We start from the raw sequence: 14,296 nt of genomic DNA, 5'->3' as shown, positions 1-14,296 counted from the left end.
GAAGCTGTGTTTCAATCATGGGCAGACAACCATTTAGGTTAGGAGCCGGAATGAAAAAGCAGTTGGTAAAGCATGAACTTAGGTTGATGGGTGTTGCTATTTTTAGCGCATTTTTGTTGGTGTTTGCACACTTGATATTGGCGAAATCTTTTTCTCATATGGTTTGGACGGAATACACTGCTGCCGTTATCCCATTTGTGATGTTTGGCTTGTGTGTGGTTGGAGTAAAATACGCAGCGCGAGCAGATGAGGATGACGACGAAAATAACAACTAGAGTGCATACATCGGTTGCTAGAAAATCATTCGTACAAAATAAAAGACCTCCACATGGGAGGTCTTTTTAATTCGATATCACTAAAAAGTGATTAGAAGTTCGCAGAGCGAGGAGTACGTGGGAATGGGATCACGTCACGAACGTTGCCCATACCAGTTACGTAAGATACTAGGCGCTCGAAGCCTAGACCGAAGCCTGCGTGTGGCACTGTACCGTATTTACGTAGGTCGCGATACCAGCTCATATGTTCAGGATCGATACCCACTTCACGCATACGTGCATCTAGAATGTCTAGGCGCTCTTCACGCTGAGAACCACCGATGATTTCGCCGATGCCCGGTGCTAGAACGTCCATTGCTGCAACTGTTTTACCGTCATCGTTAGCACGCATGTAGAATGCTTTGATGTCTTTCGGGTAGTTCTTAACGATTACAGGTGCTTTGAAGTGTTCTTCAGCAAGGAAACGCTCGTGCTCAGAAGACATATCGATACCCCATTCAACTGGGAATTCGAACTCACGGCCTGAATCAAGAAGAATCTGGATTGCGTCAGTGTAGTCAACCTGCGCGAAGTCAGAAGAAACGAACTGCTCTAGACGAGTGATTGCTTCTTTGTCGATGCGTTGAGCGAAGAACTCAAGGTCATCGCGACACTCTGCAAGCACTGCTTTAAACACGTACTTGAGCATGTCTTCAGCCAGTTTCGCTACATCATCCAGTTCTGCGAACGCAACTTCAGGCTCAACCATCCAGAATTCTGCTAGGTGGCGGCTTGTGTTTGAGTTTTCAGCTCGGAAAGTAGGGCCGAAAGTGTAAACTTTGCTTAGCGCACAAGCGTAAGCTTCTGCGTTTAGCTGACCAGATACGGTTAGGAACGTCTCTTTACCGAAGAAGTCTTCGTTGTAGTCCACTTTACCAGCGTCAGTGCGAGGAAGGTTTTCCATGTCTAGCGTAGATACGCGGAACATTTCACCAGCGCCTTCAGCATCTGAAGCCGTGATCAACGGCGCAGATACCCAGAAGTAACCTTGCTCGTGGTAGAAGCGGTGGATTGCTTGAGATAGGCAGTTACGTACACGTGCTACTGCACCGATTACGTTTGTGCGCGGACGTAGGTGCGCAACTTCACGTAGGTACTCGATTGAGTGACGAGTTTTTGCCATTGGGTAAGTTTCAGCATCTTCAACCCAACCAACCACTTTAACGTCAGTGGCAGCAAGTTCGAAGTCTTGACCCTTTGCAGGAGATTCAACAATCTTACCAGTTACTTCAACAGAGCAGCCAGTCGTTAGCTTTAATACTTCGTCTTCGTAATTATTAAGATTATTTGGGACCACGGCCTGAATCGGGTCGAAACAAGAGCCGTCATATATGGCAAGGAAAGAGATTCCAGCTTTGGAATCACGACGTGAACGGATCCAGCCACGAACAGTCACTTCGCTGTCTACTGCTAGCTGACCTTTCAATACGTCTGATACAGGCGCGTAAGTCATGTTTTCAATATTCTCCATTGAGGTAAAAATTCAACTCAACGCTTACTTAAAGTACTTGTCTAATAACATTTTTGTTCAAAAAACAAGCTAAGCGCTGAGTTGGGTAGCATTTTACAGATTCAACGAGACATATTACCTGTCAATTCGCTCGCATCAACCTTTATATTCGTTTTGATGGGGAGAATCTCTCTATTTATTCACTCTTTGGTGCTCTGAAAGTGTGAATTGGTTTAGTAATTGCTCTAAACGTTCGGATAGATGCTCTAAATCAACACTAATATCACGCGTGTGCGATGCTGATTGCGATGTGTCGTTAGCATGCAGTGTGATCACATCTATTTTAGATTGAATATGCTGACTTACATCAGATGTGGTTTGCGTCTGGTTTTGGATATCTTCTGCATGTCTGAGCACTTGGCGCATTTCGTCAACAACGTTATGCATTGTGGCTGATAGTGCCTCGACATCGACAGAGCGTTGATGAGCAAACTGGCAGACGGTATCAACAGAAGTTAATGACTCTTCACTTCCTTGCTGGAATTGAGAAATGATATGTTCAATATTACCAGTGGCCTCAGCCGTCCTAGAAGCCAGGTTACGCACTTCTTCCGCGACGACCGCAAAACCGCGTCCTTGCTCTCCGGCTCGGGCGGCTTCAATAGCAGCATTCAACGCGAGCAGATTGGTTTGTTCTGCAATACCCTTAATAACCACAAGAATGGACGACACTTCTTCGGTTCTTTGATTTAGAGAGCTGATTTTTTCCCGTACGGTATCAATGTTACTTACTAGTTGTTTGATGTCTTCACTGACGTTGTGTGCTTGGCTTGCACTATGAGTGGCGACATCAACGGTGTGATTGACCAAAACAGTAGCGTTGTTAGTCGAGTCCTCAACCGCAGTTTGTTGCTGCAACATATCGGTGATATTACTTTGTACTTCGTTGGTCTCTAGCTGTTGGTTATTGGCCGCTTTATCTGTGGACTGCGCGACAGCAGTTAGTTTACTCGCGGAGTCGGCAAGTGAGTGAGAGGTGTCTTGCACACGTTCTAAGCTTTCAGAGACCGTATCCATGAATGAATTGATTGCAGTAGAAAGTTGGCCCACTTCATCCTGTTGGTGATGCATAAGTCGTTGAGATAGATCTTTGCTATGGCTCACATTCGACATGAATTTCGACGTTCTTTGAATTGGTCGTACAATGATTTTCTGAATCAAACTCATCGTTATGATGAAGCCCACAAGTGCGATTACGGCCATTATTCCCATCGCAAACATTGCCTGTTTACTGATCATTGAATTGACATGATTCATGTTGTATTCCAAGCGAATCGCGCCCAACACTTCTCCTGCTGGTGCAACGTGGCAAGAAACGCAGTTGGTGCCACGGTAATTTTCGCTCGATTTCATTGGTAGCGCGACTACTAACCCTTTGCCCCAATCGGCTGAGATTGGTTCAATCACCAGTTCACCATTCACGCTCGTTGATCAATATCATCGACAGGCTGCTGGTTTTGTTGCCCAGGTCCGTAAAGTTTGGTCACAGTATCAGCTCGCAACACGCGAACTGCTTCAATGCCTTCTTGGGCCAGGGCTTTTTGACGTAAGGTTTCTTTTTGCGACATGGTGCCCGTAAGCATCATCATATTTAGGCTATCGAAATAATTGCTAGCCTTATCATGGAGTTGTTCACTAAGAACATCATTGATTAAGGTTTTTTGTTGATGGTATTGGTAAGCCGTAGAGGCAGCTAGAACGCAGCTGAAGACAGCAATTAACGCCAGTAAGAGCTTAAAAGTGATAGTTGAGCGCATAAATTTATAAGTGTAATTGGAACGAACTGCACAATATTAATGTGCACAAATGCGCACTGCGAACAACGAAATGAATGATTGTGACCCCACACATGTTGGGGATATGTAATTGTGATGTGAGTGCTGTGTAATCAAATGTTTGGCGCGTGACAAAAATACGACGCCGAGACAAAAGTTTTGATTACTTGCGCTGAGAGCCCTCCACGTTTTGTTGCGTTTGTATTTAGTAAAGTTGAACCAAAACATACGTCATTTTTGAGAGCAGCACATGTAATCACGCGTAATTTTGGCATAAACCGTTGCTCGCATCTACACTGAAAATTGATAGAAGTGAAGTACTTGTAGTTAGTGGCTCACATCTTTCTGAAGGGGAGGATAGCGTGAAGACTTCAGAATATAAGATACTCGTAGTTGACGATCAACCAGTGGTCAGGAAAACATTAACGATCTGTTTGAATAACTTAGGTATAAAGAAAGTTTTAGAAGCTGAAAATGGCAAGAAAGCAAAGGAGCTTGTGGCGTTTGGCGAATTCGACGTAATTTTTTGTGACTTGAATATGCCAGTAGAGGATGGCTTCGAGGTCCTGATGTTTTTAGGTACCATGAAGTTTCCAGGTGCTGTCATAATCATTAGTAGTGAAGAACAAGAAATCTTAGCATCTACATCTAACTTAGCGCGCTTTTATGACTTGAATATTATAGGGTGTGTAGAAAAACCTATAACGTTTAAAGTGGTTCAAAATATCATAGAGGGAATTGAAGCGTTACCCACTCTTAAACGTACAGAAACACAACTTTTCGAACTGCCTGAAGATGAACTAGTTAAATACCTAGAAGCACAGAAAATTGAGGCTTACTTTCAACCTCAAGTAGATCTGGCGTCAAGAAAGATGAAAGGTGTAGAAATTTTAGCACGAATTAGTGATGACCAAGGTTCATTGATCCCACCGGATAGTTTTATTCCCACAGCAGAAAGGTCTCCTTCTATCATACTTGATCTTACGAAGAATGTTATTGATAAGGCCTTGAAAGAAATATCAGAAAACTATGACTCTTTTTGTGATCTAACATATGCGTTTAATATATCAGGGAAAGTTTTAGAAAATAATGACTTTCCCAATTGGCTCTGTAGAACGGTTGATAAGTATGGTATTCCACATGAAAACATTATTTGTGAGTTAACTGAAACAGCAATAAGCTCCAGCCCGACTATTGTCGATACTCAAATGCTCAGGTTGAGAATTATGAAATTTAAGTTATCTATCGATGACTTTGGTACTGGGTACTCATCAATAGCTAAGTTACATACGATCCCATTTAATGAAATAAAAATAGATAAAGAGTTTGTTTTTAACTGTCTCACTAACATTAAATCTGCTGCGATTGTTGAGCAAAGTATAGCAATGGGAAAAGCGCTAGGAATGTCAGTTGTTGCAGAAGGTATTGAAAGCATTGAGGTGGAGGAGTTTCTAATTAGTAAGGGTTGTGAAATAGGACAGGGATATTTTTATTACAGACCAACTAAGTCTAGTGAAATAATAAATGTAATTAATGAATTTAACTTTAATAGTGAGAGTCGTTAATGAAGTTTTCTATTAAGTTACCTTTATTATTTTTTATATTAAGTTTGGTTATGCTAAGTGCGGTTACATTTGTTTCTTGGAAAGGTAAAGATATTCTTCAGGATACCACTTTAACAAATATAGAAAGGGAAGCCACTTTATTAATTAGACTAATAGAGAGAAATTTATTTGAACGATATCACGATGTACAGGCTTTTAAACTTTCTTTAGGTCAATTTGAAGTGAATTATTTAGACAAAAACGCTCTCAGTCCTAAAGTTATAGATAACCTAAATGATTTTGTAAGAAATTATAAGGTGTATAGACGAGTAATAATATTTGATTCTAATGGAAATGTTTTAGCTAGCAACTCTGAAAATCCTTTTGGAAAGGAACTCATAGATCTTGATATAAGCCCTAGTAAAATACGTGATAGCATCTGGTTTCAAGAGGCTATGAATGGTCTTACGCTTGAGCCAGAGCAACCAGAAAGCAGTTATGTAACGGGTCCGAATCGATATTTGATTGATAATGACTCTAACTCTTTCGATATGCTTTTTGCATCAGTTATTCGCAACGCTAATGGTCAAAGTATAGGACTTTGGGTAAATGTCGTCGATTTTAGCGCGGTCGAAAAGATAGTTGAGGAAACATATGAGCTACTTTCAAGCCGAGGGCTGCAAAGTGCAGAGCTAACCATCCTTGATGATCAAGGAAGAATTATCGTGGACTATGATCCTGTTGGACAGAGTAAGTCAAGATATACACGAGATTTTAGTGTCTTAAGTCGTTTGAATCTAGCAAATAATGGTGTCGAGGGAGCAAGACTGGCGGTCGCAGGGCTCAGTGGGTCTAATATTTCAAGACATTTTCGAAAACAAGTGCAACAAGTTACAGGTTACGCACATACCAGTGGTGCTTATGATTACCCTGGTCTGGGTTGGTCTGCAATGATTCGTGTTGGTGTTGATGAAGCATTTTACGAGTCTGACTCCCTTTTTAAAAATACATTGCTTCTTTCAATACTAATTTTGGGTTTGATTTTACTAGTATCATTCTATTTGGGCAAACAGATTGCTCGTCCGCTAAGTGCCTTAGCGCTGAGTATTAAGCGATTAGCAAGTGGAGAGAAGAATATAGAGCTTCCTGCTATTTACGGTAAAAATGAACTAGCGGTTATGGTAGCAGAGCTTAATAATTTAAAAGAAATTGTTATCGAAAGAGAAAGGCTGACGAAAGAAACGGATGAACAAAAGTTTTTGTTAGATATTCAGAGTAAAGCAATAGACTCTACAGCATCAGGAATAATTGTTACTGATATTAATCGGGAAGATTATCCAATTATTTTTGCAAATAGAGCTTTTGAAATTCTTACAGGTTATTCTAAAGAGGAAGTTCTTGGTAGAAACTGTCGATTTTTACAAGGTGACGATAAAGATCAAGATGGTTTAGAGGCGATACGTGAGGCTCTAAAAAACAACTCATCTATATCTGTTATTTTGCGGAACTACCGTAAAGATGGAACATTATTCTACAATAATTTAAGAATTGACCCAGTTTTTGATGATGAAAATAAAATCACACATTTCATTGGTATCATTACTGATATAACAGAGATAAAAAGACGCGAAGAAGAGACAAAGATTAAGCTGGAAAGAGAAATACAAACTAGAACAAAAGAAGCTAGAGAGTCTGAGACTCGATTAAGAACGGTATTTGATACCGCTTTAGATGGCACCGTTGTTATCGACAAAAATGGAATTGTATTAGATATTAATCGATCAACTGAACTTATATTTGGACGTGTTAGAGAAGAACTAATCGGAGAGAATGTTTCTATACTTATGCCATCGAGTTATGCTCATGAACATGATGAATATATTCGTAAGTTTTTGTTTACTGGTGATAAGAAGTTAATTGGAACTCCAAGAAAAGTTAAAGGTTTGCATAAGTCAGGACGTGTTTTTCCAATAGAGATATCTGTAGGAGAAACTAAGGTTGATGACTCTCAAGTGTTTGTTGGGATTATAAAAGATATAACTAGTCAAGAGGATACAAAGCAACGAGAATTAATGCTTCAAAACGAACTACGTGAACGAGAAGTTATCTACAGAGCCGCTTTTAGCCAAGCCGCTGTAGGAATTTGTCGTGTTAGTTTAGAGGGAAGTTTCATCGAAGTTAACGATAAAATGTGTGACATATTTGGCTACAGTGAAAAGCAATTACTTTGTATGTCAGTAGAAGAGGTTACTCATCTCGACGACCTCAACAAAAGTCGAGCAATGATGTCTTTATTAATTGAAGGTAAAAAGCGTAGTTTTTCAATAGACAAGCGATATCTTAGTAAAGAAAAAGGAATATTTTGGGCTACGGTTTCTGTATCGGCTGTTTTAGACGATGATAATCAACCTAAATATTTTATATCAGTAATAGAAGATATATCTAATCGGAAGAAAATTGAGAAAGAGCTTCGATCGGCGAAAAGATCTAGAGATGAGTTATTAAGGGGTATGCGCCTAGCTTCAGATGCAGGAGGAATTAGCAATTGGGTGCTGAACACGGAATCAGGAGTTTTTAAGTGGGACGATAAGATGTATGAGCTTTATGGCGTCCAAAAAGGCACTAAGCTTTCAGTAAAAGATTGGGAAGGAGCAATACATCCAGACGATTACGAACAAGCAACAAATGCCTTTACTAAATCTCTAGAAACCAAGGAAGTATTCAACGCTGAGTTTAGAATAATTAATCAAGATACAGATCAAATTCGGTGGATAAAAGCGGCTGGAGATGTTGTCTTCGACAAAGAATCTGGTGATGAGATGGTTTTTGGAGTTAACGTGGATATCACTGATGAGAAGGATGCTCAAGCTGCTTTAGAGCGTGAAACCTTATCGGCAAAACAGGCTAATGCTGCGAAGTCTCGTTTTCTCGCTACCATGAGTCATGAAATACGTACGCCTATGAATGGTGTAATCGGTATGGTTGATTTACTTAAAGAAACAAATCTGAGTACAGATCAGCACAGTATGGTTCGTACAATACGTGATTCATCGTTTTCTTTGCTAGAGATAATAAACGACATATTAGACTTTTCAAAAATAGAGTCAGGAAAAATCGAGCTTGACCTTACCACTGTAAATATTCTCAGTTTAATTGAAAAAACCCTAGATGCCTTATGGGTTAATGCTCATCAGAAAGGTATCGGTTTGTATCTTTATTTCGAAAATACAATTCCTCAAGAACTACTGCTAGACACCGTTAGAATTCGTCAAGTCCTTCTAAATTTGTTAGGTAACGCTATCAAATTTACAAGTAGTGAAGAGAAAAAAGGAGTTATCAAATTATGTGTAAGTTATCAAAACAATAGTTTAAGAATTTCAGTTGACGATAACGGAGTAGGAATGAGCCCAGAGCAAGTGTCTCGACTCTTTACTCCTTTCGTTCAAGCGGACAGCTCAACTACACGAAAATTTGGAGGTACAGGTTTAGGGCTTAGTATTAGCAGATCCTTTGTTGAGCTTATGGGAGGACAAATAGAAGTTTCAAGCAAGCTTGGTTACGGAAGCTGTTTTTCATTCTCCATTCCCGCAGAGCCTAATGAATCCTCGCCAGCACTCTACAGTTATGAACTATCGAGTTTTAAAGTTGTATTAAATATCGATGATGAAAACTTATCACATATTGTCAGAAAAATGCTTTTGGACCTCAAGGTGGCAGATATTTTTGATGAGATTGAAAAATTAACGAATCAGAGTGAGTCGAGCATTATTTATATTGGTGACCAAGCAAACCAATTAGATGAAAATAGTAAATTCCGTGTTTTAGAAGTCATAGATAATCCAACAGCAATTAAAGGTTATATTAAACCTAATAAGTATGTGATTGGTACACATCCTTTCAAACCCAGTGATTTTATTACGGCCCTTGCGGTGTTATCTGGAAAAGAAAGCCCTGACTTTGATTGGTCTGAGTGCCTTTATGGTAAAGATAATTGTCAGTTTGATTCGAATGATAAGGATAAAAGTGGCATCACTATACTTTGTGCTGAAGATCAACCGACTAACCAGTTAGTTCTATCTCAACAGCTGGACCATCTTGGTTTCAGTTATGATATGGCTTCTGATGGAAAAGAGGCTTTTGAACGATGGTCAGAGGGAGATTATGACTTAGTATTAACAGATTGTCATATGCCAAGGATGGATGGATTTGAGTTGACATCAGAAATAAGGCGAGTAGAGGAAATGAGGGGCGAGGGGAGAACACTAATTATCGCCCTTACCGCTAATGCAATGTTAGGTGAGGCTGAGCATTGTTTAGAAGCCGGTATGGATGACTACATAACTAAACCTGTGGAGTTAAAAACGTTGAATAAAGTGCTGTCGTTACGCTTAAGGGGAAAAACATTAAGAAACAAGAGTGATACAAAGCTGATTGAAACATCGCATATGAATTCAATTGAGAAGGCTAATTTCTCTAAATTGATCGATTATGATCATCTATCTGCCGTTATCGGGTCTGACAATGTGGAGATGCAGAAAGCAGTGCTCTCAATGTTTTGGGATAATATTGTTCGAGACATAGAGAAGCTAGAAGCTGCCATTAAAGAGGCTAACCTTGAACTAGTGAGAAACCTTGCTCATGGAGCTAAGGGCGCGGCTACATCAAGTGGGGTATTGTCATTAGGGTTTTTATTCAAAAGGTTAGAAGAAAACTACGTCAATGCTAGGAAAGTTGACTCTCTTATGAGAGAGATAAAGCAGCTCATTAAACAGGTTGAGAGCCAGTTAATGCAAGAGAATATAATTTAGCGTTCCTTTAGGAGATATGGATGTTTAACTCAAATACGATAGATCAAGCTCCTTTCGACTCCTTCGAAGAAGCTAGTCGCTTTACACTGAAGTATCTTCATAAAAAGTATGGATTTGGCGCCTGGATGTTAACAAGAAAAAATGAAGAAGATTGGATCATTTTGCAGGTAGAAAGCGACAAGTACAATATTAAGGAGCTATCGACGTTGGTTTGGAGCGATTCGATTTGTAGCCGAATGGTACAAGGTAACGGGCCTAGGTGGGCTCCTTCTGTGCAAGCTATTGAAAATTACAAATGTGCACCTATAAACCAACAGCTAAGTATTTGCTCTTATGTTGGAATCCCTATCTGTTACCCTGATGGGGAGTTGTTTGGAACATTGTGTGCTATAGATACTGCAGTTCATAAATCTATTCCATCTGATGGGCAAGCCACGGTAGAGCTTATTTCAAAGCTTTTGTCTAGCATGCTGTGTATGGAAATAGAGAGAAATACCGCGGCGAGTAGACAAATGTATCACCTCCCAAGTCAGTTTAAGGACGCTGAGACTGGTTTTTTTAATAGATTAGGTTGGTCTATATTTTTAGAAAAAGAGCAGAGCGATGTCAGAACCGTTGGTGTTCCATTATATATAATTGCTATTGATGCACTGGGTATATTTGATGAGAGTGGAGATTCTTATAAGAGTAATTTATACAATTTATGTGAAATTTTAAAAAATTTTCAAAGAGGTGATAATTATATAGCCAGACTAAATGATAGCATCTTTACTATATTAGTACATGATATAAACACTATAGATTTTAATAATCTATACCATGAGTTGTACAAAAATATATCTAATTTAGAGCTTCAGGTTAAAATCGGATGTAAGAAACATTTATATAATAAAAACTTAGACGATACAGTTATTGAAGCTATAAAAGACGCTCAATAAGAATAGAGATGTTGTAATTTTAATTAATATCTCGACAGCATGTTTCATATGATTTTCTTTCTAATTTATATTTTTTCGATAGCTTCGGGTTTGTCGGCGTTCTTTACGAACTAGGACTAATTTATTAAGACTAATCAACTCGCGTGATCGACTGGGTGTATTTGTTAGCCGTTGGTAACCTACGATAATTTTAAGCTGAAGTTGTCTGATTGCATATAGAAAAACTCGTATGGGTACTTTTGAATACAATGAGACGTTCTACAGTGTTCAATGTAAGCACGATGCCAATAGCCAGTTACCGTCCTTGAGTATGACTGGTGATATGAAGAAAGAATAACTAGTATCTACTAAATGGGTTGCATTGAGAGTTCTTTTTGTCATGAACTTACTTTTAGAAAGCTTGCACGTTGGTTCTGTGCTAAGGATAATAACCGTGTCGTTATTTATCGCTCTCTGCTCCATCATTAAGATTTTTGTACATCGAGGAGTATGAGAAATACAGCGTGTATGTGAGTGTTTCTATCGAGACGTATTAATACTCAAATCGCGGTGTGAAAAGTCATTTAAAACAGAGGTTTACTAAGTTGTCATCTTATACATCTGAAATATACAAAGAGTTTATGTTCGAAGCAGCACACCATTTGCCACACGTACCAGAAGGTCACAAGTGTGGTCGTTTGCACGGACACTCTTTCCTTGTTCGTCTTTATGTAGAAGGTGAAGTTGATCCACATACAGGTTGGGTAGTGGATTTTGCAGAGATCAAAGCTGCATTTAAACCAATTTACAATCGCTTAGACCATTACTACCTAAACGACATTGAAGGGTTAGAGAACCCGACTAGCGAAGTGTTAGCAAAATGGATTTGGCAGCAGCTTAAGCCAAGCTTACCACTGCTAAGTAAAGTAGAAATCAAAGAAACGTGCACAGCGGGTTGTATTTACAAAGGTGAATAAGTCACTTTCTATTGAGCATTAAACAAAGGCAAGCGAGAAGCTTGCCTTTGTTGTATCTGAATGCCCCAATTTTGATTAGGCTTCGCCTGCTAGCTTAATGGGTGTCGTAGAATCCATTCTTTTTCATTATCCCCCAATGTTGTTTCCTCTGTATTAATGAATCCGCACGCATCAAAAAAACTGATAGCGTATTGCTGACTTTGTGGGACAGTGGCGCAAAGAGAGGTGCTTTTAGGGTTAATGGTATACGCATAAAGGAACAGTTTACGCAATGCCTCACTCCCAACCCCTTGACGTTGGAAACGTTGATCAATCATCAAGTACTTAAGCTCCAGTTCGTATCGTTTAGCAAACGGCGCATGTTGGGAGAAACCTTTATCGATAACAAGATAGCCTACTAATAGATCATCAGAATAAATCGTAAAGAACGCCTCTGACTTACTACGTTTTTGATAAGCCATTTCAAACGGTGTAAAAAATCCTTTTTGCTCTTCTTGCACATCCAATTGCATCAAACTTGAAAAATCTTTCAGTTTGGTGGGTTTAATCGCAATCATCGCTCAATCACAAATTGGCGGCATACCGTTATGCCACCACGAGTTTTTATAGAGTATTAGATCTATTTTAAGTAACTAACCGAGTGAAGAAAAGCTAGCAATGAAGAGGGTAATAATAACCTTGGTGAATATAGGCGCCCAATGTTGTGAGTAAGTGAGCACTGTCTGCCGTTTCTACGCCTTCAACAATGACCGTGCAGCGATACGTATTGCCCATAGCAATTAACTGACGCAAGGTTTCTATCTTTTTATCATCAGATTTTAGGCCAATAACAAATTCTCGGTCGATTTTGAGGTAGTCCGGATTCAGCTTGCTGATAAGCGCCACGTTATTATTGCCGGTGCCAAAGTCATCAATACTGATTTTACAATCCAGAGCTTTTAGTTTTGCGACATTGCCATAAATCTCAGAGGTATAGTACATCGATGCATTTTCTGTGATTTCGATTGTCAGCAAACGGCAATCCCGATTAGATAGCTCTCTATATAGGATTGAAAAGTTACGCCCTCGCAGCAAAGAAGGACAAACGTTAATGCTGATAGGGATGGGCAACGCTTTTTGTTTGGTGTAGATCGAATCAATCACCAGTAAGGTATGAGTTAGCAGCAATCCATTGCGGATCAGTGTTTCAATAAACCGTTGCGTATTTTTTACCTTAAACCGGGAGAGGGCTTCGTAGTGCACAATCTTTTGTGCCGAAGTGTTATAAATCGGTTCCAGTTTTATTTTGAATTGTCGAATTGCGCACAAGTAAGCCATAAAGGCTTGTAGGGAGCGGTGACGCAGTATAATGAGAAAAAGTAAGCTCAGTAGAATGATACTTTGAAACGGTCCAGAGATGTAATACACCTCTTTATAGCCACTATTCTTTACGTGATAATTGAAAAAGCGTTCATTGGTGTTACCAATCTCTAACGACGTTCCGGTATTCGTTGATAGCTTCATACCAGAAAGAAAAAAACGTGAAATATGATTTTCAACATTGTCGGATAAGTTAATGTTTTTAACACGAACCAAAACAGTTGCGTTATTTAAGTCAAATGATTGGGTGGTGTAATTGTTATTGTTACTCCACTCTTCAAAGGCTTTTTTGCTGACAGGGACAACGGTTTCTGGAGTGACTAAGCATCGAATATTGAAACGATCTAGCATCATGCTCGATTCCACCAACTTCACATTATCAAATAGCGACTTCAGTTCGCTTTCATTAGCAAAGCAACTCCTGCGGGAAAGGCTCTCTGCAATTTCGAAGGCGTTATCCAGATAATTATGTTTAACGATGCTGTTTATCGCGTAGTAACAGATAGCAAAGAAAATGGTCGCAGTGATCAACACAACCCACATTGCTTCTGAATAGATCTTTTTATTACGCAGGCAAATACGAAGCGCTTTACGAAGACTATTGGTTGTGTATTGATTGATCTTCTGTTGATGTTCGATGCCATTCTGGTGGTTGTTTTGCATAGTAAAAGGGATGAAGTATCCGGTCCGGTGAATGTTTTCGATAATGTTTTTGTTAGTGGTTAAATGTTCTTCCGTGAGCTTGCGAAATTTCTTTCTTAGAGCGGCCACCGCGTTTTTAAAGCCATTTTCAGGCAGTGTCATTTTGTATTGTTGAGTGATTTTGCTTTCTATTAACCGCTGACTAATCGGCGTATTTAAACTGCCGTATGTGGCGATAGTTGACAGAATGGCGTACTCATTTGGGTTGACAGGAATGGAGTGGTGGAGTGACTGATTGAGCTCTAGAGATATTTCGTTTTCGGACAAGCAAACGCAGATTTGGTTTCCAATTTCAAACCTAATCATGTGTTGATGTGCTCCAAGTTTAATTTTTGGCTACGTTATCAATAAAGCTAGGGAAGAGATGTGATTTTTTACTGAGATATCCAT

At 39.5% G+C, this 14,296-nt stretch carries 8 protein-coding genes and 1 pseudogene; 5 read left to right on the top strand and 4 right to left on the bottom strand.

What is annotated here, in order from left to right:
• The first annotated feature begins 50 nt into the window (after window positions 1-50).
• A complete protein-coding gene (locus tag R7P74_RS18365) occupies window positions 51-275 on the top strand; it encodes a hypothetical protein (protein ID WP_017636102.1) in 225 nt (74 codons plus the stop codon).
• A 91-nt stretch (window positions 276-366) separates the two neighbouring features.
• Here R7P74_RS18365 and asnS read toward each other — a convergent pair whose 3' ends face one another.
• Together asnS and R7P74_RS18355 are read right to left on the bottom strand one after the other, a co-directional pair.
• Window positions 367-1,767: an asparagine--tRNA ligase gene (gene asnS / locus R7P74_RS18360; protein ID WP_017636101.1), complete on the bottom strand. Its 1,401-nt coding sequence runs from the start codon at window positions 1,765-1,767 to the stop codon at window positions 367-369.
• 189 nt (window positions 1,768-1,956) lie between these two features.
• Window positions 1,957-3,581: pseudogene (locus R7P74_RS18355) on the bottom strand (methyl-accepting chemotaxis protein).
• A gap of 380 nt (window positions 3,582-3,961) precedes the next feature.
• Between R7P74_RS18355 and R7P74_RS18350 the strand changes: the two are divergent.
• The 4 genes from R7P74_RS18350 (at window position 3,962) to queD (ending at window position 11,845) form a co-directional block, all read left to right on the top strand.
• Window positions 3,962-5,164, top strand: coding sequence for an EAL domain-containing response regulator (locus R7P74_RS18350; RefSeq protein WP_318123032.1), 1,203 nt, complete (start codon window positions 3,962-3,964; stop codon window positions 5,162-5,164).
• Entirely contained in the window at window positions 5,164-9,951 is a 4,788-nt protein-coding gene (locus tag R7P74_RS18345) for a PAS domain S-box protein (protein WP_318123031.1), read from the top strand. Before R7P74_RS18350 ends, R7P74_RS18345 begins: the two co-directional genes overlap by 1 nt.
• 20 nt (window positions 9,952-9,971) lie before the next feature.
• On the top strand, window positions 9,972-10,889 hold the full coding sequence (locus R7P74_RS18340; RefSeq protein ID WP_318123029.1) for a hypothetical protein: 918 nt from the start codon (window positions 9,972-9,974) through the stop codon (window positions 10,887-10,889).
• A 584-nt stretch (window positions 10,890-11,473) separates the two neighbouring features.
• Complete coding sequence (gene queD / locus R7P74_RS18335; protein WP_017820449.1) at window positions 11,474-11,845, top strand: 6-carboxytetrahydropterin synthase QueD; 372 nt, start codon at window positions 11,474-11,476, stop codon at window positions 11,843-11,845.
• Window positions 11,846-11,934: 89 nt separating this feature from the next.
• Here queD and R7P74_RS18330 read toward each other — a convergent pair whose 3' ends face one another.
• A complete protein-coding gene (locus tag R7P74_RS18330; protein ID WP_017636099.1) occupies window positions 11,935-12,402 on the bottom strand; it encodes a GNAT family N-acetyltransferase in 468 nt (155 codons plus the stop codon).
• A gap of 94 nt (window positions 12,403-12,496) precedes the next feature.
• On the bottom strand, window positions 12,497-14,212 hold the full coding sequence (tpdA, locus tag R7P74_RS18325) for a cyclic di-GMP phosphodiesterase TpdA (protein ID WP_005389236.1): 1,716 nt from the start codon (window positions 14,210-14,212) through the stop codon (window positions 12,497-12,499).
• Window positions 14,213-14,296 lie beyond the last annotated feature (84 nt).

It is taken from the genome of Vibrio sp. 2033, assembly GCF_033339735.1.
The sequence above is the reverse complement of the archived record's forward strand: the minus strand, read 5'-3'. Positions and strand labels throughout refer to the sequence as shown.

Coding starts and splice junctions, on each gene's coding strand:
- R7P74_RS18365 (WP_017636102.1), top strand. CDS start 51: ATGAAAAAGCAGTTGGTAAAGCATGAACTTAGGTTGATGGGTGTTGCT.
- asnS (WP_017636101.1), bottom strand. CDS start 1,767: ATGACTTACGCGCCTGTATCAGACGTATTGAAAGGTCAGCTAGCAGTA.
- R7P74_RS18345 (WP_318123031.1), top strand. CDS start 5,164: ATGAAGTTTTCTATTAAGTTACCTTTATTATTTTTTATATTAAGTTTG.
- R7P74_RS18340 (WP_318123029.1), top strand. CDS start 9,972: ATGTTTAACTCAAATACGATAGATCAAGCTCCTTTCGACTCCTTCGAA.
- R7P74_RS18330 (WP_017636099.1), bottom strand. CDS start 12,402: ATGATTGCGATTAAACCCACCAAACTGAAAGATTTTTCAAGTTTGATG.
- tpdA (WP_005389236.1), bottom strand. CDS start 14,212: ATGATTAGGTTTGAAATTGGAAACCAAATCTGCGTTTGCTTGTCCGAA.